The organism is Sporomusaceae bacterium (assembly GCA_031460455.1).
Lineage (GTDB): Bacteria > Bacillota > Negativicutes > Sporomusales > UBA7701 > Anaeroselena.
On record JAVKTQ010000001.1, the window covers coordinates 606,724 to 632,255 of the forward strand.

The following is a 25,532-nucleotide window of genomic DNA, read 5'->3' on the forward strand; positions in this document are numbered from 1 at the left end:
AGGAGCAACGCCGCAGATGGGCGCTTATCAACGGCCGCACTGAAGGAGGGGGAGAGTCCTCCCCCTCCCTGCTGCAGAATTTATTTCTCCAATACCTTGCTGCGGAACGTCTCTTTGACCTTCTCGTTTTCTTTGGAGAGTTTCTCCCAGTTGGGCTTGATGGCTTTGTCCATGAAGGTCTTGAGGGCGGGAGCGCCTGTGGGGGCGGCGACGTCGCCGCGGACGGAGTGCATCCAGCCTTTGACGATGACTTCCTGGCCTTCTTTGGAGAGGAACCAGTCGAGGACGACTTTTGCGGCTTCCTGGTTTTTGGAGGTGTTGAAGATGGCGATCGGGCTGGGGATTACGATGGTGCCGTCTTCGGGGTAGACGACTTTGACGGGTTCGCCTTTGGCGCCGATCTTGAGGATGTTTTCTTCGAGGATCATGACGGCGAGGTATTCGCCGCGCACGAGTTTATTCTGGATGGCGGAGTTGCCTTCTTCGACTTTCATGCCGTTGGCTTTGAGGTCTTCGAAGTATTTCCAGCCGTATTTTTCGGACAGTTCGCCGGCGGCGACGTAGGCGGTGCCGGAGAGCAGCGGGCTGGGCATGGCGATTTTGCCCTTCCATTTGGGATCGAGGAGGTCTTTCCAGGTTTTGGGCACATCGGCGGCATTCACCTTGGCGGTGTTGTAGGCGATGATCATGTTGGAGATGCGGACGCCGGTCCAGTAGCCTTCAGCGTCCTTGTTGATTTGGACGTCCTTGCGGTTGGGGGAGTCGTATTTGAGGAGGAGGTTCTGGTTTTTGAGGGTGAGGTAATAGGAGGGATCAGCGACCATGAGCAGGTCGGCCTGGATTTTCTTGGCTTCGATTTCGCCGGCGACTTTGGCCATTACTTTTTCGGTGCCGGCCTGGAACCACTGGACTTCGAGGTCGGGGAACTGTTTTTTGAGGGCCGGTTTGATGAGTTCGATGATGTCGGGGTAGATGGAGGTGTAGATCATTACTGTGCCTTTGGGGCCGGCGGCTTTGGGGGTTTCGGCGGGTTTTTTGTCGCCGCCGCCGCAGCCGGCTACAAGGGCGAGGGACATGGCGGCGATGACGATGAGCGAGACGATGAGATACCAGGGTTTTTTCACGGTACTACCTCCCTAAATAGAAAATTGGTGCCCGGGGTTATGTGGTCAGCCGCCGGACGGGAAGCTGTCTTCCTGTCGGTCGCCGGCGGCCAGGGCCAGCTGGAGGGTGCCGAGGCCGGCGAAGATGTAGTCGGGGGCGACGGCGGTGCTGCCGAGGTCGGCGGCTTTTGTTTCGCCGCTGAGGACTAGTATGGAGGTGATGCCGGCGTTTTTGCCGGTGGCGATGTCGGTGTAGAGACGGTCGCCGACGATGGCGGTGGCGGCGGCGGGATGGCCGGTCTGGGCGAGGACGGCGGCGACGATGTCGCGGTGGGGTTTGCCGATGATGTGGGGCCGGACGCCGGTGGCGGCGGCGATGAGTTCGATCATGGCGCCGCAGTCGGGGATGAAGCCGTCTTCGGTGGGGCAGTTGATGTCGGGATGGGTGGCGATGAAGGGGACGCCGCCGCGGATGAGGCGGCAGGCGGTGGTGAGTTTGTCGTAGGTGAGGGTTTTGTCGAAGCCGAGGACGACGAAGTCGGGGGCGTCGGCGGTGAGGGTGAAGCCGTGGCCGGCGAATTCGGCTTCGAGGTCGGGGGTGCCGAGGAGGAAGACGCGGGCGGCGTTTTTTTGCCGGGCGAGGTAGAGACAGGCGGCTTCGCCGCTGGTGAGGATGTCGCGCGGCTCTGCGGGCCAGCCCATGGCGGTGAGTTTTTTGGCATAAAAATGAGCGGACCGGGACGAGTTGTTGGTGAGGAAGAGGTAGTCCCTGCCGCTGGCTGTTATGTATTTCATGAAGTCCAGGGCTCCGGGCAGGAGCTGCTCGCCGAGGTAGAAGGTGCCGTCCATGTCGAGGAGGAAGCAGCGTATGTCTGATAACGGTTTCAAGGTCGAAATCTCCAGTCCTGTTTTGCGCTAGGAAGTATTTCGCTAAGAAAGGTTGGCAATCCTCTCATTTTCGGAAAAATTATGAAAATGAATTATGGGGTAAAAAAGCGTCGAGACCCGGGGGGATGCCCCGAGTCTTGTCGTTGTAGACGTTTTTTTGTAAGGATTTGCCCTGGAGGCTCGCGGTTACAGGAAAGTGGCCAGTTTGGCGGGGTTAACGGCGACGATTTCGCGGCCGTTGATTTCGACGCTGCCGGCGGCGCGCATCTCGTTGAGAAGGTTGTTGACCGTCTGGCGCGAGCAGCCGATTATGTGGGCGAGTTCTTCCTGGGGCAGCCTGATGTTGACCTGCCGCCTGTGTCCGTCAGGCCGGCCAAGGTATTGCCCGATGTTGATGAGGGTCAGGGCGAGCCGTTTGTCGGTCTGGTTGGCGATGAAGTAGACCATGTTGTTCTGGGTTTCCCGCAGCCGGGCGCCCAGGAGGCAGAAAAACTTGTCGTTGAGGACGGGGTATTTTCTAAGGAGGGCTCGGAAGTTGTCGCGCGGCAGGATGACGACTTCGCTGTCGATGAGCGCCTGGGCGGAACAGCCGCGTTCGCCGTCGCAGGCGAAGCTGCCGAGGCCGGCAAATTCGCCGCGGTAGCGGAGCCCGACCGATACCTGTGTGCCCTGGTTGGTGACTTTGTAAACGCTGACCCAGCCGCTGAGGATGTAGTGGATTTCCGCCGCTCTTTGCCCGGCGGCGAAGATCGTCTCGCCTTTGCGGAATCCGAGCTTCGTTCCCAGGGAAATTAGCTCGTGCTCCTCTTCGGACGAGAGCAGGCAGTCGGTGATCGGCATGCATCTCCCCCCCCACTCTTCATAGTTTGTTAATTTTTTCACCGATGCGCGAAACCCTTCCCGGACAGCGATTTTTTGTTGTTATGCGGCCATAACCGGAAAGCTATCGGCACAGGGCGAAACAAAAAGGCCGCCCGGCGTGGGCGGCTTTGCGGCGTGTTTTCCGGTTGCGGGCCGTAATGTTACCCGCCCAGGGGCAGCCAGACGCCGGCGACGACGACGCTGTAGCGCAGGGCGAGCGCGCCTGCCAGCAGGCAGAGGCCGGCGGCGAGGCGGCCGCGGGGGGCGTGGGCCTGGCCGCGCAGTTCGAGGGCAAGAGGTATAACGAGGCCGGCGACGACGACGAGGCCCCAGAAGGGCAGGGCGAAAAAGCCGCTGAGGAGGATGGCCGCGCTGGCGGCGGCGGCCAGGCCGCCTGTTTTGGCGATGAGGATGAGGGTGGCGAGGAGGCCGGCTTTGACGATGATGAGGCCGGTGTCGAGCCTGAGCAGCTGCGGCAGGAGGATGTCTCCCCCCTCCCCCGCCGCCAATGGGCCGCGGGCGGGCAGGAGCATGAGCAGCCCCGCTCCCGAGGAGACGGCGGAGACGAGGAAGAGGACGGGCAGAAGGGGGTTGTTCCAGAAGGGGATGGCTTTGACGACGCCGAGGAGGAGGCCGGTATAGGTGGCGGCGCCGACGGCAAGGAGAAGCCCGGCCCAGTCCCAGAAGGCGGCGAGCCTGCGGCCGCGGTAAAGGAGGTAGCCCTGAAGGAGGCCGACGGCGATGAAGAGGCTGAGGATGAGGGTGCCGACGGAGATCATCGAGGAGTGGGGCCGGAGGATGGCAAGGGCGGCCCTGAGCGGCTGGCCGAGGTCGAGGAGGAGGAGAAAGCTGCCGAGGATGACAAGGGCAGGGCTGAGATAGTAGCCGGCTTTTTCGTAGGCGGTGCTGCCGCGCCAGATTTTCGCGCCTATGGCGATGATGTAGAGGCCTGCTCCCATGCCGGCAAGGAAGAGATACCAGGCGACAAGGTGGCCCCAGGTGGTTTGGACGGTGAGCGTCATTGTCTCTCCCCTCCTATTCCGGGATATAGTATACGGCCGGCCCGGTGTTGAGGCCGGTGAGCAGCCGGTGAGCCGGGCGGCGTCCGAGCAGGCGCGAGGGTTCGCTGCCAGGGTCGGACAGGTCGCCGAAGATGCGGGCGCGGGCGGGGCAGGCGACGACGCAGGCCGGCTGCCGCCCCTGGCTGATGCGGTGAACACAGAGGGTGCATTTTGTGACGGTGCCCCGAGTGTGGCTTTTGTAGCCTTGTTCCTCCAGGGGGGTGAGGCCGCGCGCGGGAAAGTAGCCGGCGGTTTTGTGGTTGAAGGTGCGCTGCTGGTACGGGCAGGCGACGACACAGTAGCCGCAGCCCATGCATTTGTCCTGGTTGACGGCGACGATGCCGTCGGGGCGGCGGTAGGTGGCGCCGGTAGGGCAAACCGTCTCGCAGGGCGGATTGTCACAGTGGTTGCAGAGGACAGGCAGGAAGGTAAGCCGGGCGTTCGGGTAGGCGCCCTTTTCTTCAACCAGCACTTTGTTCCAGAATACGTTCGCTGGGGTGACGTTTTCGGCTTTGCAGGCCATGACACAGGCGTAGCAGCCAACACAGCGCTTCAGGTCGATAACCATTCCGTAACGGGGCATGCGGGTTTCCTCCTCTCCCCTACAGTTTGCGGATTCTGACTTTGACGTCGCGGTCGAGCGATATTTTGAGCGGGTTGATGTATTGTTCGTCGAGTTTGAGGAGGTCGCCGAAGGCGGGACCGGCGGTGACGGCGGGGTTGAGGTTGGCGGAGCGGAGGCCGAAGGCGCCGGCGATGCCAAGGACGTCGGGGTGGATGAGCTGTGTGACGCGGACGGCGGCGGCGACTTTGCCGCCGGTGAAGGAGGTGATTTCGATGCGGTCGCCGTCTTTGAGGCCGCGGCGGGCGGCGGTGGCGGCGTTTATCATCACTCGTAGGGAGTACGGATCCTGGTCGGCGGTAAGTTCCATGAGCCAGGCGTTGGAGATGTTGCAGGCGAAGTGGTGCTGCATGTTTTTGTAGTTGATACAGTAGAGGTCAAATTCGCCGGGCGCTTTATGTTCGGGGTGCGGTTCCCAAACCGGCAGAGGGGCGAGCTGCCGAAGGACAAAGTCGTTGCCGGGACGGCGGACGATGCCTTTGTCGGCAAATTCGCGGGTTAGCCTTATCCGGTGGGCGGCGAATTCTTCGAGATAGAGCGGGAAACGGGCGGCGGGGAAACGGCTGGCGCCGTAATAGTCTCTGACGCCATAGCTTTTCTGGAGAAAAAGGCCGTTTTTCCTGAACCAGGCCAGGTCGTGGGCGCCGCCGGTCTTGGCCCGGCAGAGGCGGTCCATGATTTGTTCCCAGGTGTAGTTTGCGGTTGTGTTGAGGGCGTTGGCGCCGGTGAGGCGCAGTTCGGAGTTGAGGGCGGCGAGGAGGCCGCCGGGGCCGTTGAGGATGCCGAGGCTGCGACTGAGGTCGAGGATTATCTGGTTGCCTTCCCTGGTGTTGTAGAGGGGTTTTTCCAGTACGGGCTGCTGGAGGGCCCAGCCGCTGGTGCCTTTTGTTTTGAATTGCTCGGTAAGGGAGGTGCGGGGTACGACGGGGGTAAGGCCGTAACGTTCCAGCCAGCTGGATTCAGGCAGGACTATGTCGGCGAATTCGGTTGGCTCGTCGAATTCGTAGGAGATGGCGAAGACGAAGGAAAACTTTTTGAAGGCGTCGTTTACTGCCTGGGGGTCGCCGAGGAGAGCCTGGGGATTGCCGCCCCAGAGGCCGAGAATCTCGGGGGTGTATTCGAAGCCGTAGGCCTTGGGGTCGCGGAGGGTGAGCCAGGCCAGGCCGCTGGAGGAGCCCGGCAGGGGCGAGTGCTCTTTGAGGCTGAGGGCCGACGGTGTCTTTTTCAAGGGCCGGTAGTAGAATTCGCGCGCGGTGTTGAGGCCGTCCACCGGGTTTATGGTGACAAAGGGGCGGGCGCTGGCTTTGGCCGAGCCGGGGGCGTCGGTGGCGCCGACGAGCTGGGCGAGGATTTTGGCGGCGTGAACGACCATGTAGTTGTCAACGTGGCATTTTGCGCCCTGTTCGGCGATGATGGCGACCGGCCGGTACGGCAGGGTGACGCCGTCGATGACGACGGTGCTGCCGATACGGGCGTTCTCGACCCATTCCCTGGCCAGGCGGCGCACGACGTCGGCCGGGATGCCGGTGATTTCCCGGTTTTTTTCCGGTGTGTAGGCGGCGGCATGATCGCGGAGGGCCTGGAAAGCGGGGCGGCATTTGACGCCGTCGACGGTGAAGACGCCTTCGAGGGCGACGTCGCCAAGGTCCGGGGCGTCGAAGGGCCTGGCCTCTTTGGCGGCCGCGTCCCATACGAGGGGTTTGCCGAGTTTGGCACCGCGGACAGGGTCGTCGAGCCGGTCGGGGGTGCGCAGGTAGAGGCCGTCTTCACCGATGAGGTAGGCGGCATTTGTGCGCTTTTTGAGGTAGGGGGCGTCGCAGGTTTTTAGTTCGTTGACGAGGATGTTGATCATGGTTAGGAGGAAGTGGCCGGTGGTACCGGGGATGATGGGCACCCATTCGTCGGTTTTGGCGAGCGAGGGGCTTATGACCGGGGTGACGTTGACGACGCGCAGGCCGTTGTCGCGGGCGTTGACGAAGGCGTCGATTTCTTCGGCGTTGCCTTTGGCTCCTTGCTGGGAGTTGGCGCCAAGGTTGAGGAAGTATTTGCAGTAGAGCATGTCGGCCCGGGCCTGCCAGCCGCCGTTGACAAGGACGTTGAGGGGGCTGGAAGAGCCGCCGCAGGCCATAGAGGTGGCGCCGACGATGACATTGGGGGTTTTGATTGTATGGGCGAAGGCGTCGGCGGCGTCCATGTTGAGGCTGGCGTCGTGGCCGAGCATGAATACGATTTTCCGCGGGTCAGCGGCTATTACGGGCTTTAGCCGGGCGGCGATGGTGTCCAGCGCTTCCTCCCATGTTATCTCTACCCACTTGGGGTCCACGCCGCGCCCTTTCTCGGGGTTGGTTCTTTTAACCGGGAATCTGACGCGGTAGGGGTTGTAGAGGGTCAGGAGCGCGGCGCAGGATTTGGCGCAGTTGCGCCCCTGGTTAGTGGGTGAAGCCGGGTTGCCCTCGATCTTGACGGCGACGCCGTTGACGCGGCGAACGAGCAAATGACAACGGTTGTCGGCGGCGCAGGCTTTGCAGTGGGTGGGGATGAGCGCGTCTTCTTTTATCGAGCCGTTGAAGGCTTCGAAGACTTTTGCTTCGAAGAATTCGGCCGCGGTGCCGGTAAAGGCGGCGGTGGCCCCCACGGCGGCGGCGGACCTGATGAATTGCCGTCGGGTGAGTCTCATGGGTCATACCTCCCAGCTAGGTTGGGGAACGAAAAAGGTTGCCGAACGTATGTCAACAACCTTGTGAGACACCGGATTTCAGCATTTGCAGCCGCCGTCGTCTTCCTCGGCAGGCTTGTTGGCAGGAGGCTCAGGCTTTTTTTCTTCTTCGGCGGCGATAATTGTCGGCGACGAGACGCCGAAAAGCGCTTGTTGGGCTACCGCTGCCACTGTTCCGGTCAACAGGAACACGGCGAGCAGGCAGGCGAGAGCCGTTTTGAGCAGTTTGTTCATTGCTTACACCTCCTCGGCTGGATTTCCGGCTGCGGCCGTGCGGCGGCCGCAGCCGGACAGACAGTTCCATCCTATCCGGACGGTAAAGATACGGTCATCAGTTTGCGGTTTTGAGGGTTTTGATCTGGTTGTACTGTTCGATGACCAGCATGGGGGCAAAGCGGCCGACGAAATGCCATACGGTGCGGCAACGGGTGTTGACCAGCAGGTCGATATGCTTGCCCTTGGCTCGGTCGGCGAGGTTTAGGGTGATGTTGCCCTTGGAGTCTTCGAGGTGCCAGGCTTTCACGGTGGTGCCGTCAAACTCGTCGATGATTACTTTGAAGTACGCGTCTGGCCCAACAAACACGTTGTTGGTCATATCGAGGACGATCTCTTCGGTGTTTTCGATCATCAGCTCGATATATTGTGAGCAGGTGCTTCACGTGTCGGGGCGAACGGTGAACCGCGGGTCTGCGGGCAGCCGGTCGCCGGCGGCGAGTTTGAATACGTCATAGTAGCCGAGGAGGGCGACTTTGCCCTGCCGGAAGGGATGACGGAGGGCGTCGAGGGATACCTGTACGTCGCCGGCGGCGGAGCGGACAAGCATCTTGGCCCGGTTGACATGGTCGGTGGGCAGGTATTTCTCGGTTTCGTGGTTGAAGGGGCCGAGGACCTTCTGGGTGACGGCGCCGTCTTTGGCGATGAGCTCGACGGTGGCGGTCTCGGCGGTGAGGGCTACGACTTTGACGGTGTAGTCGCCGACTTTGCCGGTTTCACCGGGGCCGAGGACGAGTTCGACCGGGTCTTTGTCGCTAAGATAGACCGCGGTCGTAGCCGAGGTGCCGAATTCTTTGATTTTGGCGCCTTCGGCTGTGGTGCTTTCGACCACTATGTAGGTCTGGCCGCTGGTGTTCGCGGAGCGGTCCCAGAATTCCCGGGTCCAATCGGAACCCTGTCCGGGCAGGTAGGAGCCGGTCTTTTTGCCGGTGCCGTTTTTGAGCACGCCTTTTGTGATGTCGCCCATCTTGGGGTCGGCGGATACGGGGAAGTCGGTGCCGTAGTAGTTGCCGGACGGCTTGAGAATCTTGAAGGTGGCTTTGACGCCTTCGTAACCGTTGTCTTCAAGACCAAGGTCGGTGAGTTCCAGCGCTTTGGTGCCGTCGCCGAAGAGAATGGGCTTTTTCTTCTGGGCGAATACGTCGGCGAGGACGTCGAACCGGGCGTCGGTGTCGACGACGGTGTACATCTTGCCGAGGATTACCGTCTTTTCGCCTTTGAACATTTCAGCCGGGTCGGTGCGGGTGGTGTAGTAGAGGCCGTATTTAGGGATGATGATCTTGCCGTTCTCTACCCGGCTTTGGCGGATTACGAGGCCTTCGTTGACGGTCCGCTCGCGGAAGAAGGTCTTGTACCGGATGTTCTGGAACCCGGGCATGTCGGCGACGACCGCCGCTCCGGATGCAGGCGGCTTCATCATCGCGCCCATGTCCGACGGCGCCGCGACTGCGATGGCGGACAGTGACAGTAGCAGGCAGGCCGCCATGGTCAAGGCGGTCAGACGATAAGCTGACCTTTTCCTCATTTCAGCACTCCTTTCGTTTCTTTTAAAGGCGTGAGCCTTCTATATATATATTTTAGCGGGACTTCAGGCGCAAATCTGTCAAGGACCAGACAATTCCAGCAATTTTTGCGCTATTCAAAAGGTTAAATCATCTATATCTGCTATATATTTAATCTATGTTTCCGTTTATCCTTAATTATATAAACCGCCCGTTTTGCCGGTGATTGATTCGATTTTGCAGGCTGATGCGCATATTTTGTTGTCGGGAAAAAATTTTTTCGCTATTTGCATGAATATTCGTAATTAGCGTTGAACTATAATTGGGGTATGGCAGCTTAATTACACGAGGTGGTCTATGATGCAGCAAGGTTTTTCCTGGATAAAACAGTCGGTTTTGACGATGGGAGATAAGACCGCGGAGGCGGTCGGGCTGGCCGTGCGTGCGCTGGTGGATAACGACGCGGCGGCGGCGGCCGGGGCGCGTGAGATAGAGAAGCAGGTCGATCTGATGTATCAGGAGATAAACGAGCATTGCCTCGATAGCCTGGCAGCCAGGCTTTGCAGCCGCGAGGAGGTCAATTTCGTGACCTGCAGCCTGAAGATCGCGATGGAGCTGGAGCGGACGTGCGATTACGCCAACCAGATCGCGAAGATGGTGCAGAAGAAGTTCGCCACGCAGAATATGCAGCCGCTGGCGACGCTGCACGGGTCGGTGGCGAGTATGAAGGATCAGTCGCTGGAGATGCTGCGGGGGGCGCTGCGCTGTTACGATACGCTGGACTGCTCGCTGACGAGGCAGGTTATCGATAAGGATACTTCGGTGGACAAGCGCAACCGCGACCTTTTTCGCGATATGGTGTGCGTGCTGTCGGTGCATCCCTGGGTCCAGGAGACGATCATGGATTATCACGTGGCGATCCGCTATATCGAGCGGGTGGCCGACCGGGCGACGAATATCGCCGAGCTGGCGTTTTATATTGCCCATGGCGAGCCGCTGAAGAAGAAGGGCGCGGGGGGAGGCGAGGCCGGTGGTTGACGATTATACGACGGTGATCCGCCTGGTGGTTTCGGTGGTGCTGGGCGGGATTATCGGTTTCGAGCGACAGCACCGCGGCAAGACGGCCGGGCTGAGGACGCATATTCTGGTGTGCCTGGGTTCGTGCCTGGTGGCGATTTTGTCGTTGAATCTGTATTCGGACGTGGAGGGCAAGACGAACGCCGACCCGGCCAGATTGGCGGCGCAGGTGGTCAGCGGCATCGGTTTCCTCGGCGCGGGGGCGATTATGAAGGAGGGCCCGACGATCAAGGGCCTGACGACGGCGGCCAGCCTGTGGGTGGTGGCGAGCGTGGGCCTGGCGGCCGGGGTGGGCGCGATGGTGGGGGCGGTGGCGACGACGGTGCTGGTGGTGGTGGCGCTGGAGGTGCTGCCGCGGATCGACCGCCTGTACGCAAGCCGCAGCCCGCGGGTGGCGAATCTGCTGATTAAGTCGCTGGACAAGCCGGGCCAGATCGGCCGCATCGGTTCGTGCCTGGGCGGGCTGGGGGTGGGCATCCTCCAGATCCAGATCGAGGATGCGGAGGAGCCGGGGAAGATTTTTATTCCGGTGACGGTGAAGCTGTCCGACCGGAGCGAGCTTGAGCAGGTGATAAACGAGCTGTGCGGCATCGAAGGGGTGCTGGATATAAACAAGAAGTGAACGGGCAACGCGAGAAAACCGCCGGGCGACCGGCGGTTTTGTTTTTGGCTATATGTGCTTCAGCTTGCTTTTTTGAGGGTTTGGCGCAGATGGTTGCTGAATTCCTCGCTGAATTCGGCCACGGTGACGCCGAAGGTTTTCTGGAAGGCGGCGTCGGCGCTGCCTGTTGCGGCGACGGCTTTGAACCATTCGTTGAAGGCGGCCGGTCCGTGTTTGTCGAGAAGGTAGAGGCCGGCGAGCAGGACGACGGCTTGGACCTGCGGGGCGCCGCGGGTCTTTTTCGCCTGTTCCCAACCGGCTGCGGTGGTGAGTTCGTCAAGGCCGGGGATTACCGCCGCTTTGGCGAGGACATTTAGCCAGGCCTGGCGGTAAGCGGCCTTGGTGTTGGCGCCGCCGAGTTCGACGATGTGAGCGGCGACGGCTTCACTGGAGGCGAGCTTGAGCCAGTACAGCTGGTCAAGGAGTTTCTGGGGGGCGATATCGTTGGCGTACCGCCGGACGAGGAGGCCGGAGACGGCGTGGATGCGCAGGCGTTTGGCGGGGTTGGCGGTGATGTCGTAGATGGCGGTGCCGCCGGAATTCCACCAGGTGCTGTTTTTGGCCCGCTGGGCGGCTTCGGTTTCGCTGAGGCCCAGTTCTTTGGCGAGGGCGGCGGCGTAGGCGGGTTTGCCGGATACGAGGACGAAGCGCATGGAGCTTATGAGGTCGCCGCCCCAGGCGCCGGCCATGAATTGGCGGGTAAGGGCGACGCCCTGGTTGAAGTCGTCGAGGCTCTGGGCGGGGATGCCGGGGGAGGCGATGACTTCGACGGTGGCGGACTGGGTGGAGATTGCGGCGAACCAGGCCTGGAAGCCGGCGAGGATGCCGTCGGCAGGGGCGCCGAAGGCCTGCTCGAAGGCTTTGTCGTTGTCAAGGCCCTGGCCGAGTAACCGGTAGTAGTCGCCGATGGCCCGGTAGCCGCCGGCTGTGGTGCGGCTCATGAGGTAGAAGACCATGAGGTCGGACATTTCGTAGGGGTGCAGTTTTTCTTCGATGAGGGTCGTCCATTTGGCGAGGTTTGTTTTCAGAATGGCCTGCGGGGAGACGTATTTGTCGGCTTTGCGGAGGGTGTTGACCTGGTCGAGTTTCCATTTGTCGAGGCTCTGGTAGCCGACTTTTTCGGCGACGGCGGCGCCGAGGAGGTCGGCGGCCCCTTCTTTGAGCCAGTAGAAGGATTTGCCCATGTTGTTGCCGGCGAGCTGGTGCTCGAGTTGGTGGAAGAGTTCGTGGGCGGTGGTTTTGTAGGCGCGGGCGCTGGCTGCTTCGCTGCCGTAAGCGCCGAAGTTGATGGCGACCGCTTTGGAGCGACCGCCGGACATGCCGGAGGTGGATTTGGCGGAACGCTCGGCGACGTCGGGCTTCTGGCCGAGCTCACGGATGAGGACGGCGCGATAGCTGTCGCGGGTGGGGCAGACGAAGACGCGCACGTCGTTGTTGAGGGTGACGCGCATTTCGGCGCCGACGATGGTGTTGAAAGAGTCGACCGTTTTCCGGACGATGGCGACGTGGGCCGGATCGGCACCCGGCTCGGGGATGACCAGTATGGCCGCGAGGGCGGAGATATGGACTGCCAGGATGAGGACAAGAGTGACGATGGCTGCTGCGAGCCGACGATAAGGAATCACGATGCCACCTCCCGAGTTCTGTCGAAGTAAAGGATTTCGCCAGGGTATGGCAAAAACCTCTACGAAAAAAACCGCCGTGTGGCGGTTTTCGTTCTTTTCGAACTATCGTTTTTCTGCGAGCGGACGTTCAGAAGCCCCCAGATGCTAGGCGGCTCTGCCTGGCGTGCCGCGACGCGTACTCGGGCCGTACGCTAGCAAGCGCCAGGCGGAACAACAACGCAGATGGGGGCTTATCAACGGACGCTAAACTATCTTGCCCAAAAGATGTTGGATGAATTGGCGGGCTACGCGGCCGGACCTCCCCGAGTGACTGAACTCCCACTGCAGGGCTTCTTTGTTGAGCTGTTCTTCGCTGAGGGCGACTTTGTGCTTCTGGGCGAGTTTGTGGACGATGTTGAGGTATTCCTGCTGGTCGGGGGACGGGAAGGTGATGGTGATGCCGAAGCGGTCGGCGAGGGCGATTTTTTCGTTGAGGGAGTCGAAGCGGTGGATTTCGTCGTCGCCGCCCTGGCGGTCCTGCCAGGTTTCCTTGACAAGGTGGCGGCGGTTGGAGGTGGCGTAGATGAGGACGTTGGCCGGCCTGGTCTGGAGGCTGCCGTCGATGACGGTTTTGAGGTGCTTGAAGTCGCCGTCGGAGTCTTCGAAGGAGAGGTCGTCGAGGAAGAGGATGCATTTTTTGCCGCGGGCGCCGAGGAGGTCGCTGACGGTCTGGAGGTGGAGGAGGTCGCCCTTGTTGACTTCGACGAGTCTCAGGCCTTTGATGGCGTAGGCGTTGACGAGGGCTTTGACGGTGGAGGATTTGCCGGTGCCGCGCGGGCCGATGAGGAGGACGTTGTTGGCGGGGCGGCCGGCGAGGAAGGCTTCGGTGTTTTCTTTGAGGGTGTTTTTCTGGCGTTCGTAGCCGATGATGTCGTCGAAGGTGGTTTTGTCGTAGTGGGTTATGCCGACGAGGCCACCTTTGCGGTCCCAGCGGAAGGCGACGTGGTTGGCCATCTGGCCGCAGCCGTAGACGGCGTAGTGGCGGGCGAGCATGGCGGCGCTTTCGGCGGGGGCGGCGGCTCCGGAAGACGCCCAGCTGTGTTTGAGGGCGTTGAAGGCGAGAAGGTCGCTGGCGACGGTGGGCCGGTAGTCGGCGAGGAGGCCGCCGGCGAGGGCGGCGGTGCGGTCGTGGAGGCGCCTTAAGATGGCGAGGTCGTGGGCGCAGGCGGCGAGGAGGCTTTCGCCGACTTGGCCGCGCTGTTTTTCGGCAGTGATGCTGAAGCTGTTTTCGTCGACGACGAGGAGGTAGATGAGGTGGTCGCCGAGGACGTTGCCGGCAAGGCCGTATTGTTCGGCGAAGGCGATGAGGTCGGCGACGGTGCCGGGCGGCAGGGCTCCCCCCTCCCCCGCCCTGTCGGCGTGGACGAGAAGCTGTTTGATTATCGGGTCTTCGAGCAGACCGCGAAAGATGACAAGGTTATTGAGGTTTTTGATTTCTGAGAGCATGGCGTCACCTCGTCCGTGTTTGGATGTCCGCGCAGGGCGGAATCCGATATTACATCTATTTAATAACAGACGAGGTATTTGTGTCAAGGGTTACATTTTTTTTTTGCGGGCCGTCTACGAAGGCGGCGGCATGGTAGGAGCTGCGGACAAGGGGGCCGGCGGCGACGTGGCTGAAGCCCAGGGCGTACGCGGTCTCCTCGTAGCGGCGGAATTGGTCGGGGTGGATGTATTCGCTGACAGGCAGGTGGCCCGCGGAGGGGCGGAGGTATTGGCCGAGGGTGACGGCGCGGACGCCGGCGGCGGCAAGGTCGGCGAGGACGGCGCGGATTTCGCTTTCCTGTTCGCCGAGGCCGAGCATGAGGCCGCTTTTGACAAGGACGGGCCGGCGGGCGGCGGCGGCGAGGAGGCCGAGTGAGCGGCGGTAGTCGGCGCCGGGACGGACGGAGGGGTAAAGGCGGGGAACTGTTTCGAGGTTGTGGTTGAAGACTTCGGGGGAGGCGGCGAGGACGGCGGCGAGGCTGTCTTCGCGGCCGGCGAAGTCGGGGGTGAGGACTTCGACGCTGGCGCCGCAGGCGGCGCGGATGGCGGCGATGACGGCGGCGAAGTGGGCGGCGCCGCCGTCGGGGAGGTCGTCGCGGGTTACGGAGGTGACGACGGCGTGACGGAGGCCTAAGGCGGCGGCGGCCTGGGCGACCCGGGCGGGTTCGCCGGGGTCGGGGGGCGCTGTCTCGCCTTTGGGGACGGCGCAGAAGCGGCAGCGACGGGTGCAGACGCCGCCTAAAATGAGGAAGGTGGCGGTGCCGTGGCCGAAGCATTCGCCGATATTGGGACAGTGGGCGCTCTGGCAGACGGTGTGGAGGCCGAGGCCGCCGAGGAGGCCGCTGACTTTTTCGAAGGAGCCGGGGGCGACGCGCTGGACGAGCCAGGGCGGCCGCGCGGGCTGGACGGTGGTCACGGGTTTTCAACTCCTTGGGGCTCGCTGTATTCGAGGTCGAAGACGGCGGCGATTTCGGCGGCGAGGACGGCGGCGACTTCGGGCAGGGGGGCGGCGACGCCGGCGCGCGCGAGGCTGGTGACGCCGAATTCTCTGATGCCGCAGGGGACGATGGCGTCGAAAAGGGCGAGGTCGTTGGCGATGTTGAGGGCGAAGCCGTGGCCGGTGATCCAGCGCCTTACCGAGACGCCGATGGCGGCGATTTTGTCGTCGCCGAGCCAGACGCCGGTGTATTTGGCTTTGCGGCCGGCGGTGAGGCGGTAGCGGGCCAGGGTGCGGATGACGGCTTCTTCGAGGGTGTGGACGAACCAGTGGACGTCCTGCCGCCATTTGGCGAGGTCGAAGATGGGGTAGCCTACGAGCTGGCCGGGGTTGTGGCCGGTGACGTTGCCGCCGCGGTCGGTGTGGGCGACGGCGACGCCATGGGCCTTGAACCAGGCGGGGTGGGCGACGAGGTTTTCGTCGCCGCCGCCGCGGCCGATGGTGACGACGGCGGGGTGCTCGAGGAGGAGGAGGATGCCGTCGTAGCGGCCTTCTTCTACGAGGGCTCGGGCTTCTTTTTGCAGGACCAGCCCGGTGTCGTAGTTAACGAGACCGGGCTGGAGCAGGAGGCAGCGACGCATCAGCTTTTGCGGGCCGGCGGCCAGTGGATGGCGGCGCCGGCGACGGCGAGGGCGGCTTCGCCCATGGCTTCGCTGACGGTGGGATGGGCGTGGATGGTGGAGATGAGTTCGTCGACGGTGGCTTCGAGCCTGAGGGCGAGGGCGGCTTCGGCGATGAGGTCGGTGGCGCGGGGGCCGAAGATGTGGACGCCGAGGATTTCGCCGTGTTTGGCGCCGGAGATGATTTTGATCTGGCCGGTGCCGCCGCTCTCAATGAGGGCCTTGCCGTTGCCGGCGAGGGGGAAGACGCCTGTTTTATAGGCGACGCCCTGGGCCTTGGCCTGCTCTTCGGTGAGGCCGACGCCGGCGACTTCGGGGCTGGTGTAGATGCAGGACGGGATTGTGTGGCCGTGGTAGGCGCTGCGGTGGCCGAGGGCGTGTTCGACGGCGGCGGTGCCCTGGGCGGAGGCGGCGTGAGCGAGCATGATGAGGCCGTTGATGTCGCCGACGGCGTAGACGCCGCTCTGATTGGTCAGGAAGTTGGCGTCGACGGTGACGCGGCCGCGTTCGGTGGCGATGCCTGCGTTTTCAAGGCCGAGGCCGGCGGTGCGCGGCCGGCGGCCGACGGCGACGAGGACTTGTTCGGCGGCGATTTCCTGGGTTTTGTCGCCGGCTACGACTACGGCGGCGAGACCGGCGGCGGTTTTTTTGACTTCGCTGAGGCGGGCGCCGGTGAGGAATTTGACGCCCTGTTTGGCGAGGTGGCCGCGGATGAGGGCGGCGATTTCGCCGTCGACGGGCGGGAGGATTTCGGGGAGCATTTCGATGACGGTTACTTCGGCGCCGAAGGAGCGGTAGAGGGCGGCGAATTCAACGCCGATGACGCCGCCGCCGATGATGGCGATGGAGGCCGGAATGGCCGGCAGGGCGAGGGCGGCGGTGCTGTCGATGACCCCGGGCAGGTCGGCGCCGGGGAAATTCAGGCGGACAGGCTCTGAGCCGGTGGCAAGGATGACGGCGTCGGCTTCGAGGACGGCCGGAGTGTCGCCGACGATTTCGACGGTGCGGGGGCCTTTGAGGCTGCCGGCGCCGCGGTGGACGGTGACGCCGTTGGCTTTGAGAAGGCCTTCGACGCCGCGGACAAGCTTGGTGACGACGGCGCGCTTGCGGGCCATGACGGCCGGCCAGTCGACGGTGACGTTGTCGGCTTTGATGCCCTGGGAGGCGCCGTGGGTGACGGCGTGGTATAGTTCGGCGGCGTGGAGGAGGGATTTTGTGGGGATGCAGCCGACGTTGAGGCAGGTGCCGCCGATGTGCTCGTTTTCGACGAGGTGGACTTCGGCGCCGAGCTGGGCGGCGCGGATGGCGGCGACGTAGCCGCCCGGCCCACCACCTATGACAATTATTCGCTTCATATAACTTGTGCCTCCAATACAATGAGGCCGTTGATAAAGCCCCATCTGCTGTGTTGTTCCTGCGGGCGCTCGCTAGCGTACGTGCCGAGTACGCGTCGCTTCGCGTCCTCGGAGCCGCCTTGCATCTGGGGCTTTCTGAACGGCCTGTATATATCCGTTTTTCTTTTTAACTTAGCAACAGAAGTGGTTCTTCGAGCAATGCCCTCATTCGCGACATGAATTTCGCGGCGAGTGCGCCGTCGACGAGCCGATGGTCGAAGGATAGGCAGAGGTTGGCCATGGGGCGGACGACGATTTCGTCGCCGATGACGACGGGGCGTTTGACGATGCGGCAGACGCCGAGGATGGCGGATTCGGGGGGGTTGATGATGGGGGTGAAGTGGTCGGTGCCGAACATGCCGAGGTTGGTGACGGTGAAGGTGCCGCCGCTGTAGTCGTCGGGGCCGAGCTGGCCCTGGCGGGCTTTGGCGCTCAGGGAGGCGATGTCTTCACGTATCTGGCCGACGGTTTTGGCGGCGGCGTTTTTGATGACCGGGACGATGAGGCCGTTTTCGAGGGCGACGGCGACGCCGATGTTGACGCTGTCGTGCTGGACGATGGCGCCGTTTATGAGGCTGGCGTTGACCATGGGGAATTCGCCGAGGGCTTTGGCGGCGCATTTGACGATGATTTCGGTAAAGGAGGCTTTGGCGCCGACGGCGGCGAGGGTGTCTTTGAGGCGGCCGGCGGCGGTCATGTCGACTTCGACGGTGAGGTTGACGTGGGGGGCGGTCTGCCAGCTGAGGCTCATGCGTTCGGCGATGATTTTGCGCATGCCGGCGAGGGGGATGGCGGCGGCGGGCGCCTGGACGGGCACGGCGGCGCGGACGTCGGCGGCCATGATGCGGCCGTCTTTGGCGATGGCGGCGAGGTCGACGCCGGTCTCGGCGGCTATTTTGGCGGCCAGGGGCGAGGCTTTGGGGGCCGCGGCCCGGCGGGCGGCGTAGGCGAGGATGTCTTGTTCGACGACGCGGCCGCCTGGGCCGGTGCCGGTGACGAGGGCAAGGTCGATGCCTTGTTCTTTGGCGAGTTTTTTGGCGAGAGGCGAGGCGATGACGCGGCCGTCGCCGGCTGCGGGTACGGTGACGGAAGCAACGGCGACCGCTGCCTGGGCCGGGGCGGCCTGGGCGGGCGCGGCGGCTACTTCGGCGATGGCGGCGTCGATTTTTTCGCCGGGGGCGCCGATGACGGCGAGGACGGCCTGGACGGGCGCGACGCCGCCTTCGGGGACGAGGACGGCGAGCAGGACGCCGTCAGCCGGGGCTTCGATCTGGTTGGTGATTTTGTCGGTGGAGATTTCGGCGAGGATTTCGCCGGCGGTTACTTTCTCCCCCACTTGTTTGAACCATTTGCCGACGGTGCCTTCGGTCATGGTGAGGCCGAGCTGGGGCATGGTAAAGTTGGTGGCCATATTTACTCCTCCTCGGAAATTGTTGGTATTTTACGCCGGGTTAGCGGCCGAGGGTTTGCCTGACGGCGGCGGCGATATCGCCGGGGTTGGGGTAGATGAAGTCTTCGAGCGCCGGGCTGAAGGGGGCGACGACGTTGAGGCCGGCGACTCTTTTGACAGGGGCGTCGAGGCTGTCGAAGAGGTCTTCGCCGATCTGGGCGGCGAGTTCGCCGCCGTAGCCGCCGCGTTTTACGGCTTCGTGGACGATGACGGCGCGGTGGGTTTTGCGGATGGAGGCGGCAAGGGTTTCCCAGTCGAGGGGGACGAGGCTCCTGAGGTCGAGGACTTCGGCGTCGATGCCTTCGCCGGCGAGGGTCTGCGCGGCTTCGAGGGCGGAGTGGACCTGGCGGGACCAGGCGACGATGGTGATGTCGCGGCCGGGTCTTTTTATGTCGGCTTTGCCGAGGGGCACGAGGTGGTCGCCGTCGGGGACTTCGCCTTTGGTGGCGTAGAGGAGTTTGTGTTCGATGCAGACGACGGGGTCGTCGTCGCGGATGGCGGTTTTGAGGAGGCCTTTCATGTCGGCCGGGGTGCTGGGGGCGATGACTTTGAGGCCGGGGATGTGGGTGAAGAGGGCCTCTAAGCTCTGGGAGTGCTGGCCGGCGTTGCGCCGCCCCGCGCCGCCCGGGCAGCGGAGGACGAGGGGGACGCTGGCCTGGCCGCCGGTCATGTAGCGCATTTTGGCGGCCTGGTTGGCGATGGCGTCGAAGCAGACGGGGGTGAAGTCGACGTACATTATTTCGACGACGGGCCTGAGGCCGCGCAGGGCGGCGCCGACGGCCATGGCGGTGAAGCCGGCTTCGGATATGGGGGTGTCGATGACGCGGTTGGCGCCGAATTCTTCGAGGAAGCCTTTGGTGAGGCCGAAGACGCTGCCCATGACGGCCATGTCTTCGCCGAGGATGAAGACGTTTTGGTCGCGGAGCAGTTCTTCGCGGAGCGCTTCGCTGATGGCCTGACCGTAGGTGATGGTCTTCATCTGACCACGCTCCTCTCGTTGTCGGCGGCGTAGACGTCGCGGACGACTTCGCCGGGCTCGGGGTAGGGCGATTCTGTCGCGAAGGCGACGGCGTCTTCGATTTCGCGGCGGACGCTTGTTTCGATTTCTTCGAGTTCGGCGGCCGCGCCGGGGTCGAGAGCAAGAACGGCGGCTCTGAGGAGGGCGATGGGGTCGCGTTCTTTCCAGCCGGCGGCTTCGTCGGCGGGTTTGTATATCTGGGGGTCGCCTTCGTAGTGGCCGCGGTGGCGGTAGGTTTTGGCTTCGATGAGGGTTGGCCCCTCCCCTGCCCTGGCCCGCGCGGCGGCGGCGCTCACGGCTTCGAAGACGGCGAGGACGTCGTTGCCGTCGACGACGATGCCGGGGATGTCGTAGGCTGTGGCGCGATCGGCGATGTCGGCGATGTTGGTGACGCGGTCGATGCATACGGATACGCCGTATTTGTTGTTTTCGCAGAGGAAGATGACGGGCAGGCGCCAGGCGGAGGCCATGTTGAGGGCTTCGTGGAAGACGCCTTCGTTGGAGGCGCCGTCGCCGAAGAAGGCGAGGGTGACTTCGCGGCTGCCTTTGATTTTGCTGGCGAGGGCCGAGCCGGCGGCGATGGGGATGCCGGCGCCGACGATGCCGTTGGCGCCGAGGATGCCGAGGCCGAGGTCGGCGATGTGCATGGAGCCGCCTTTGCCTTTGCAGTAGCCGGTGGCTTTGCCGAACAGTTCGGCCATCATGACGGCGGCCTGGCCGCCTTTGGCGAGGCAGTGGCCGTGGCCGCGGTGGGTGGCGGTGATGAAGTCGGTCGGCTCTAAGGCCTGGCAGGCGCCGACGGCGGTGGCTTCCTGGCCGACGCAGGTGTGGATGTTGCCGGCCATGCGGCCCTGGGTGAAGAGTTCGGCGGCTTTGAGGTCGAACTGGCGGATGCGCTGCATTTCCCGGTAGAAGCGCAGCAGGGTTTCGCGGCTGGGCCTTTTGGTTTTCATGCGCTTTGCACCATCCTCGCTAGGCTTGATTCACGAACCGGGGGCGGAACCGGCGGCCGGGATGGCCGAAGGTTCCGCCGCGGTCCGCGGGAGGGGGGGGGTATGCGTTGGTATGTCAGCCGCCGGCAGGGCCGGCGGCTATTTTTCAATTTCGGGCAAGGAGCCGCCCGTGACGCGGGGGGTGCCGGCAGGTTACGCTCCAGCCGGTGCACCCCCGAAACGCGGCTTTATTTCATGCCGAGGGCGGTGGGCAGCCACATGGAGATGGCCGGGATGTAGGTGATGGCCGCGAGGGCGATGAGGGATGCGATGAGGAAGGGGGTGATCGCCGCCGATATTTGTTTGAGGCTGATGTTGGCGATGTTGCAGGCGACGTAGAGGTTGACGCCGACCGGCGGTGTGATCTGGCCGATGGCGAGGTTGACGGTCATGATGACGCCGAAGAGGACAAGGTCGACGCCCACCGCGTTGAGGATGGGGATGAAGATGGGCAGGAGGATGTAGTAGGCGGAGATGGCGTCGATGAAGCAGCCGGCGACGAGGAGGATGGCGTTCATGATGAGAAGGATGACGTATTTGTTGCTGGAGAATTCGACCATGGCCTTGGAGATGTCCTGGGCGACGCCTTCGGTGGTAACAAGCCAGGCGAAGACGGTGGCGGCGGCGACGATGAGCATGACGACCGCCGAGCCGACGGAGGCGTCGATGAGGAGTTTTTTGAGTTTGGCCAGGGTGAGTTCCTTGTAGACGAAGAAGCCGACGAACATGCCGTAGACGGCGGCGACGCCGGCCGCTTCGGTGGGGGTGAAGATGCCGCCGTAGATGCCGCCGAGGATGATTACCGGGGTCATGAGGCCCCAGGCGGCGTCTTTGAAGGCGTCCCAGATTTCGCCGAGGGTGGGTTTCTTGCCGCCGCCGCCCCAGCCGTGCTTCCTGGCGAGGAAGTAACTGACGGCGGCGAGGGCGAGGCCGATGACGAGGCCAGGGACGACGCCGGCCATGAAGAGTTTGCCGATGGAGACTTCGGCGACGACGCCGTAGACGACGAAGGCGATGCTGGGGGGGATGATGATGCCGATGGCGCCGGCGTTGGCCATGAGGGCGGAGGACATGGGTTTGTTGTAGCCGGCCTCAGCCATGGCGGGGATGAGGATGGACCCCAGCGCTGCGACGGTCGCCGGGCCGGAGCCGGAGATGGCGGCGAAGAAGCAGGAGGTGATGACGAGGACGATGGCCAGGCCGCCGGTGATGTGGCCTACGCAGACGTTGGCGAAGCGGATGAGGCGGCTGGAGACGCCGGCCTGCTCCATGACGACGCCGGCGAGGATGAAGAAGGGGATGGCCAACAGGGTGAATTTGGCGGTGGCCGAATACATGGTGAAGGCCATGATGTCGAGCGAGCTGCCGCTGAGGAAGATGGTGATGACGCTGCCGAGACCGAGGGCTACGGCAATGGGGGTGTTGAAGCACAGCAGGAGGCCGAAGATGAGGAACAGGAGAATGCCGGGTTCGATGTCCATGTGTCAGTTAACCCCCTTCTGCCAAGATTGCCAGCCGGCCTGGGCGAAACGGATGAAGCAGAAGGCGGCGCCGACGGGAACGGCGATGCCCATGGTCCACTCGGGGATGCCGAGGGCCGGGGTGGTCTGGCTGCTGGCCATCTGCGACTGGACCATGCCGATGCTGGTCCAGACGATGACGGCGAACAGTGCGAGCGACATTATCGATACGATGAGGGCGACGAGGCGCTGCCATTTGGCGGACAGCATGTCGGTGAAGAGGCTGAGGCCGAGGTGGGCGCCGCGTTTGGCGGCGGCGGACGCGCCGAGGAAGCAGCTCCAGACGAAGAGGTTTGTGGTTATTTCTTCGGTGAAGGACATGGAAAGGTTGAAAAAATACCGGGAGAGGACGTTGCCGAAGTTGAGTAAAAGCATGGCCCCCAGGGAGATGGCCAGGAACCATTCTTCGATGGCGTCAAACAGTTTGGACATGACAGCCTCCGCTTTTTAATAGTCGAGGTGGCCCGGCTATGGGCCAAGCCACCTCGCTAATGCTGCTATTTCCCGGCGTTCCGGAAGGCGTCCATCAGGTCTTTGCCGATGGTGGGCTCGTATTTGGCGTAGACGGGGCCCATCTTGGCCTGGAAGGCTTTGACTTGGTCGGCGGTGAGGACGGTGACCTGCATGCCTTTGGCTTTGAGTTCGGCAAGCTGCTTGGCTTCTTCTTCGCGGTTGAGCTTGATCTGGAATGCGCAGGCTTCTTTGGCGGCGTCCTGGAGGATTTTCTGGGTTTCTTTGTCGAGGGAGTCGAAGAGTTTCTTGTTGATGCCGAGAACGAGCGGATCGTAGGAGTAGTTCCAGATGGTCATGTATTTCTGGACTTCGCCGAGTTTGCTGGTGTAGATGACGGGGATGGGGTTTTCCTGTCCGTCGATGGTGCCCTGCTGGAGGGCGGTGAAGACTTCGGCGAAGTTCATGACGGTCGGGTCGGCGCCGAGTTCTTTGTAAAGGTCGATGTACATTTTCATGGACGGGATGCGGATCTTGAGGCCGGCCATGTCGGCGGGGCTGGTGATGGCTTTTTTGCTGTTGGTTACCTGGCGGAAGCCGTTTTCGCCGAAACCGAGCGGCTCGATGCCTTTGGAGCGGAGGACTTCTTTGATTTTGTCGCCGCCGGGGCCTTTCATGGCTTTGTCAGCGGCTTCGTTGCTGGGGACTATCCAGGGCATGGAGATGACGCTGAATTTGGGGTCGAGGACGGAGTAGATGATGGTGGAGTGGAAGGACAGGTCGGTGACGCCGTTCTGGAGCTGCTCGATGCCTTTGGGCTGGTTGCCGCTGGAGAGCTGCTCGTTGGGGAAGACTTGGACGGTGACGCGGCCTTTGGTTTTTTCTTTGACGATGTCGGCGAATTTTTGGGCGCCTTTGGTCCAGGGGGAGCTTTCCGCGGTGGTGACGCTCATTTTCATCTTGATCTGTTTCTGTTCGGGAGCTTTCTTTTCGCCGCCGCCGCAGCCGGCAACGACCAGGGAGACCGCGAGGACGAGACAGAGAAGGATGATCCACGCTTTTTTCATGTTTTTGTACCCCTCCAATTTTTCTATTACTTACACAGCTTTATAGCTGCAAGGGTAACGTCGTCGGCGGTTATTTTGACGAGTTTTTCGAGGTTGGGGCTGAAGGGTATCGGCACGTAGGGGGCGCCGATGCGCACGATGGGGGCGTCGAGGAGGTCGAGGTTTTCTTCGGCGACCCGGGCGGCGATTTCCGCGCCGACGCCGCCGGTTTTGACGGCTTCGTGGACGACCATGAGCCGGTGGGTTTTGGCGATGGAGGCGTATATGGCGTCAAAGTCGATGGGCGAGATGGTCCTCAGGTCGATGACTTCGGCTTCTATCCCCTGCCCTGCCAGTTTGTCGGCGGCTTCGAGGACGCGGTGCAGCATCATGGAGTAGGAGACGATGGTGACGTCGCGCCCCGGCCGGACGATGTTGGCTTTGCCGATGGGGACGAGGTGGTCGCCGTCGGGCACCGGCCCTTTGGTGGGGAAGAGGGCTTTGTGTTCGAAGTAGAGGACGGGGTCGTCGCTGCGGATGGCGGCTTTGAGAAGGCCTTTGGCGTCGGCGGGGTTCGAGGGGACGACGACTTTGAGGCCGGGGACGTGGAGGAACCAGGATTCGAGGCTTTGGGAGTGCTGGGCGGCCGCCGAGCGGATGATGCCGTCGGGGGCGCGGAGGACGACGGGGACGATGCACTGGCCGCCGAACATGTAGCGGATTTTGGCCATCTGGTTGACGACTTCGTCCATGCAGACGGTGATGAAGTCGGCGAAGTGCATGTCGACGACGGGCCGCATGCCTGCTAGGGCCGCGCCGACGCCGGCGCCGACGATGGCGGTTTCGGAGATGGGGGTGTCAAGGACCCGGTCAGTGCCGAATCGCTGGGGCAGGCCTTTGAATTGGCCGAATATGCCGCCCTGACGGGCGATGTCCTCGCCCATGACGAAGACGCGCGCGTCGCGTTCCATTTCTTCGGCCATGGCTTCGAGGGTGGCTTCGGAGAAGGATATTTCCCTCATGTTACTTCACCCCTTCCACATAAAGGTCTGCGAATAGTTCGGCTTCGTCGGGGTAGGGCGCCTGGCGGGCTTCCCCGACCGCCTGCTCGACTTCGCGGGCCGCTTCGCCGCGGATGGCGTCGAGGTCGGCCTGCTTGAGGAGTTTGGCGCCAATGACCTTGTGGGCAAAGTTTTTGAGGGGGTCGTTTTCGTCGAGGTGTTTCTGTACTTCGGCTTTGGTGCGGTACATTTCGGGGTCGCCGACGAAGTGGCCTTTGATGCGGTAGGTTTTGGCTTCGATGAGGGTGGGGCCGTCGCCGGCGCGGGCGCGGTCGATGGCGGCTTTGGCGGTTTCGAGGACGGCGAAGATGTCGTTGCCGTCGACGATGACGCCGGGGATGCCGTAGCCTTTGGCGCGGTCGGCGATGTCTTCGATGTTGTTGGTGGTCCGGTAGGGGGTGGTGGAGGCCCACTGGTTGTTTTCGTTGACGAAGATGACGGGCAGTTTCCAGGCGGCGGCCATGTTGATGCCTTCGTGGAATGTGCCGCGGTTGGAGGCGCCGTCGCCGAAGAAGCAGACAGCGACTTGGCCGGATTTGCGCATTTTCGCGGCGAGGGCCGCACCGACGGCAAGGTTGTAGCCGCCGCCGACGACGCCGTTGGCGCCGAGCATGCCGACGGAGAAGTCGGCGATGTGCATGGAGCCGCCCTTGCCTTTGCAGTAGCCGGTCTTTTTGCCGAAGATTTCGGCCATCATCGGCCTGATCTGCGCGCCTTTGGCGATGCAGTGGCCGTGGCCCCGGTGGGTGCTGGTGATGTAGTCCTGGTCGGTGAGGTTGGCGCAGACGCCGACGGCGATGGCCTCTTCGCCCACATAGAGATGGACGAAGCCCGGCAGTTCGCCGCCGAGGAAGAGTTCGCCGATTTTTTCTTCGAATAGTCTGATGCTTATCATCCGCCGGTAGAGGTGGCGTAGAAATTCTGCATCATGGTTCATGGAGATCACCCCTCTCGTTTTTCCCATAACGTCTTTGTGGAAAATTAATAATGCATTTTCCATGCCAACAGGGAAACGGACAGGGATGTACAGGTGTTTGGCTTGAAACGGGGCAGTCCGCCCGTGGGAGATGG

The 25,532-nt window shown here is 62.7% G+C and carries 24 protein-coding genes; 2 read left to right on the plus strand and 22 right to left on the minus strand.

Translation table 11 applies throughout. The features are described from left to right. Positions 1–80: 80 nt before the first annotated feature. The 9 genes from RIN56_03245 to RIN56_03285 all read right to left on the minus strand — a co-directional run bounded on the left by RIN56_03245 (position 81) and on the right by RIN56_03285 (position 9,049). Entirely contained in the window at positions 81–1,124 is a 1,044-nt protein-coding gene (locus RIN56_03245; protein MDR7865804.1) for an ABC transporter substrate-binding protein, read from the minus strand. A gap of 45 nt (positions 1,125–1,169) precedes the next feature. Then, positions 1,170–1,991 carry an HAD-IIA family hydrolase gene (locus RIN56_03250; protein ID MDR7865805.1) on the minus strand — a complete coding sequence of 274 codons (822 nt, stop codon included), beginning with the start codon at positions 1,989–1,991 and terminating at the stop codon, positions 1,170–1,172. A 186-nt stretch (positions 1,992–2,177) separates the two neighbouring features. Then, positions 2,178–2,831, minus strand: a complete 654-nt coding sequence (locus RIN56_03255; protein ID MDR7865806.1) for a Crp/Fnr family transcriptional regulator — start codon at positions 2,829–2,831, stop codon at positions 2,178–2,180. A gap of 182 nt (positions 2,832–3,013) precedes the next feature. Beyond that, positions 3,014–3,874: an NrfD/PsrC family molybdoenzyme membrane anchor subunit gene (gene nrfD / locus RIN56_03260; GenBank protein ID MDR7865807.1), complete on the minus strand. Its 861-nt coding sequence runs from the start codon at positions 3,872–3,874 to the stop codon at positions 3,014–3,016. A gap of 13 nt (positions 3,875–3,887) precedes the next feature. Continuing rightward, complete coding sequence (locus tag RIN56_03265) at positions 3,888–4,496, minus strand: 4Fe-4S dicluster domain-containing protein (protein ID MDR7865808.1); 609 nt, start codon at positions 4,494–4,496, stop codon at positions 3,888–3,890. Positions 4,497–4,515: 19 nt separating this feature from the next. Next, positions 4,516–7,212 (minus strand): molybdopterin-dependent oxidoreductase, encoded by a 2,697-nt coding sequence (locus RIN56_03270; GenBank protein ID MDR7865809.1) that lies wholly within the window; start codon positions 7,210–7,212, stop codon positions 4,516–4,518. Between the two features lie 78 nt (positions 7,213–7,290). Next, a complete protein-coding gene (locus tag RIN56_03275; protein ID MDR7865810.1) occupies positions 7,291–7,485 on the minus strand; it encodes a hypothetical protein in 195 nt (64 codons plus the stop codon). 97 nt (positions 7,486–7,582) lie between these two features. Next, positions 7,583–7,879: a hypothetical protein gene (locus RIN56_03280; GenBank protein ID MDR7865811.1), complete on the minus strand. Its 297-nt coding sequence runs from the start codon at positions 7,877–7,879 to the stop codon at positions 7,583–7,585. 27 nt (positions 7,880–7,906) lie between these two features. Continuing rightward, positions 7,907–9,049 carry a hypothetical protein gene (locus RIN56_03285; protein MDR7865812.1) on the minus strand — a complete coding sequence of 381 codons (1,143 nt, stop codon included), beginning with the start codon at positions 9,047–9,049 and terminating at the stop codon, positions 7,907–7,909. Positions 9,050–9,383: 334 nt separating this feature from the next. Between RIN56_03285 and RIN56_03290 the strand changes: the two genes are divergently transcribed. Further along, the gene (locus RIN56_03290; protein ID MDR7865813.1) at positions 9,384–10,064 is read left to right on the plus strand and encodes a PhoU domain-containing protein; all 681 of its coding nucleotides are present in this window, start codon (positions 9,384–9,386) and stop codon (positions 10,062–10,064) included. After that, entirely contained in the window at positions 10,057–10,725 is a 669-nt protein-coding gene (locus RIN56_03295) for an MgtC/SapB family protein (protein MDR7865814.1), read from the plus strand. The genes RIN56_03290 and RIN56_03295 overlap by 8 nt, the downstream gene beginning before the upstream one ends. A 59-nt stretch (positions 10,726–10,784) precedes the next feature. Here RIN56_03295 and RIN56_03300 read toward each other — a convergent pair whose 3' ends face one another. The 13 genes from RIN56_03300 to RIN56_03360 form a co-directional block, all read right to left on the minus strand. Beyond that, positions 10,785–12,389: a hypothetical protein gene (locus RIN56_03300; GenBank protein MDR7865815.1), complete on the minus strand. Its 1,605-nt coding sequence runs from the start codon at positions 12,387–12,389 to the stop codon at positions 10,785–10,787. A 243-nt stretch (positions 12,390–12,632) separates the two neighbouring features. Next, positions 12,633–13,874: an ATP-binding protein gene (locus RIN56_03305; GenBank protein ID MDR7865816.1), complete on the minus strand. Its 1,242-nt coding sequence runs from the start codon at positions 13,872–13,874 to the stop codon at positions 12,633–12,635. Between the two features lie 55 nt (positions 13,875–13,929). Further along, positions 13,930–14,829 carry a lipoyl synthase gene (gene lipA, locus RIN56_03310; GenBank protein ID MDR7865817.1) on the minus strand — a complete coding sequence of 300 codons (900 nt, stop codon included), beginning with the start codon at positions 14,827–14,829 and terminating at the stop codon, positions 13,930–13,932. Next, on the minus strand, positions 14,826–15,491 hold the full coding sequence (gene lipB, locus RIN56_03315; protein ID MDR7865818.1) for a lipoyl(octanoyl) transferase LipB: 666 nt from the start codon (positions 15,489–15,491) through the stop codon (positions 14,826–14,828). Before lipB ends, lipA begins: the two co-directional genes overlap by 4 nt. Further along, positions 15,491–16,885 (minus strand): dihydrolipoyl dehydrogenase, encoded by a 1,395-nt coding sequence (gene lpdA / locus RIN56_03320; protein MDR7865819.1) that lies wholly within the window; start codon positions 16,883–16,885, stop codon positions 15,491–15,493. Before lpdA ends, lipB begins: the two co-directional genes overlap by 1 nt. A gap of 166 nt (positions 16,886–17,051) precedes the next feature. Then, complete coding sequence (locus RIN56_03325; protein MDR7865820.1) at positions 17,052–18,335, minus strand: dihydrolipoamide acetyltransferase family protein; 1,284 nt, start codon at positions 18,333–18,335, stop codon at positions 17,052–17,054. Positions 18,336–18,375: 40 nt separating this feature from the next. Then, positions 18,376–19,353 carry an alpha-ketoacid dehydrogenase subunit beta gene (locus tag RIN56_03330; GenBank protein MDR7865821.1) on the minus strand — a complete coding sequence of 326 codons (978 nt, stop codon included), beginning with the start codon at positions 19,351–19,353 and terminating at the stop codon, positions 18,376–18,378. Next, positions 19,350–20,345, minus strand: a complete 996-nt coding sequence (locus RIN56_03335; protein MDR7865822.1) for a thiamine pyrophosphate-dependent dehydrogenase E1 component subunit alpha — start codon at positions 20,343–20,345, stop codon at positions 19,350–19,352. Before RIN56_03335 ends, RIN56_03330 begins: the two co-directional genes overlap by 4 nt. Before the next feature lie 227 nt (positions 20,346–20,572). Further along, a complete protein-coding gene (locus RIN56_03340) occupies positions 20,573–21,865 on the minus strand; it encodes a TRAP transporter large permease (protein MDR7865823.1) in 1,293 nt (430 codons plus the stop codon). 3 nt (positions 21,866–21,868) lie between these two features. Continuing rightward, positions 21,869–22,336 carry a TRAP transporter small permease gene (locus tag RIN56_03345; GenBank protein MDR7865824.1) on the minus strand — a complete coding sequence of 156 codons (468 nt, stop codon included), beginning with the start codon at positions 22,334–22,336 and terminating at the stop codon, positions 21,869–21,871. Positions 22,337–22,401: 65 nt separating this feature from the next. Further along, positions 22,402–23,421: a DctP family TRAP transporter solute-binding subunit gene (locus tag RIN56_03350; GenBank protein MDR7865825.1), complete on the minus strand. Its 1,020-nt coding sequence runs from the start codon at positions 23,419–23,421 to the stop codon at positions 22,402–22,404. A gap of 26 nt (positions 23,422–23,447) precedes the next feature. Then, complete coding sequence (locus tag RIN56_03355; protein ID MDR7865826.1) at positions 23,448–24,422, minus strand: alpha-ketoacid dehydrogenase subunit beta; 975 nt, start codon at positions 24,420–24,422, stop codon at positions 23,448–23,450. Between the two features lies 1 nt (position 24,423). After that, entirely contained in the window at positions 24,424–25,398 is a 975-nt protein-coding gene (locus RIN56_03360; GenBank protein MDR7865827.1) for a thiamine pyrophosphate-dependent dehydrogenase E1 component subunit alpha, read from the minus strand. Positions 25,399–25,532 lie beyond the last annotated feature (134 nt).

Coding starts and splice junctions, on each gene's coding strand:
- RIN56_03325 (MDR7865820.1), bottom strand. CDS start 18,335: ATGGCCACCAACTTTACCATGCCCCAGCTCGGCCTCACCATGACCGAA.
- RIN56_03355 (MDR7865826.1), bottom strand. CDS start 24,422: ATGAGGGAAATATCCTTCTCCGAAGCCACCCTCGAAGCCATGGCCGAA.
- lpdA (MDR7865819.1), bottom strand. CDS start 16,885: ATGAAGCGAATAATTGTCATAGGTGGTGGGCCGGGCGGCTACGTCGCC.
- RIN56_03330 (MDR7865821.1), bottom strand. CDS start 19,353: ATGAAGACCATCACCTACGGTCAGGCCATCAGCGAAGCGCTCCGCGAA.
- RIN56_03255 (MDR7865806.1), bottom strand. CDS start 2,831: ATGCCGATCACCGACTGCCTGCTCTCGTCCGAAGAGGAGCACGAGCTA.
- RIN56_03335 (MDR7865822.1), bottom strand. CDS start 20,345: ATGAAAACCAAAAGGCCCAGCCGCGAAACCCTGCTGCGCTTCTACCGG.
- RIN56_03265 (MDR7865808.1), bottom strand. CDS start 4,496: ATGCCCCGTTACGGAATGGTTATCGACCTGAAGCGCTGTGTTGGCTGC.
- RIN56_03345 (MDR7865824.1), bottom strand. CDS start 22,336: ATGTCCAAACTGTTTGACGCCATCGAAGAATGGTTCCTGGCCATCTCC.
- RIN56_03285 (MDR7865812.1), bottom strand. CDS start 9,049: ATGAGGAAAAGGTCAGCTTATCGTCTGACCGCCTTGACCATGGCGGCC.
- RIN56_03340 (MDR7865823.1), bottom strand. CDS start 21,865: ATGGACATCGAACCCGGCATTCTCCTGTTCCTCATCTTCGGCCTCCTG.
- lipB (MDR7865818.1), bottom strand. CDS start 15,491: ATGCGTCGCTGCCTCCTGCTCCAGCCCGGTCTCGTTAACTACGACACC.
- RIN56_03360 (MDR7865827.1), bottom strand. CDS start 25,398: ATGAACCATGATGCAGAATTTCTACGCCACCTCTACCGGCGGATGATA.
- RIN56_03280 (MDR7865811.1), bottom strand. CDS start 7,879: ATGATCGAAAACACCGAAGAGATCGTCCTCGATATGACCAACAACGTG.
- RIN56_03270 (MDR7865809.1), bottom strand. CDS start 7,212: ATGAGACTCACCCGACGGCAATTCATCAGGTCCGCCGCCGCCGTGGGG.
- RIN56_03305 (MDR7865816.1), bottom strand. CDS start 13,874: ATGCTCTCAGAAATCAAAAACCTCAATAACCTTGTCATCTTTCGCGGT.
- RIN56_03275 (MDR7865810.1), bottom strand. CDS start 7,485: ATGAACAAACTGCTCAAAACGGCTCTCGCCTGCCTGCTCGCCGTGTTC.
- RIN56_03350 (MDR7865825.1), bottom strand. CDS start 23,421: ATGAAAAAAGCGTGGATCATCCTTCTCTGTCTCGTCCTCGCGGTCTCC.
- nrfD (MDR7865807.1), bottom strand. CDS start 3,874: ATGACGCTCACCGTCCAAACCACCTGGGGCCACCTTGTCGCCTGGTAT.
- RIN56_03290 (MDR7865813.1), top strand. CDS start 9,384: ATGATGCAGCAAGGTTTTTCCTGGATAAAACAGTCGGTTTTGACGATG.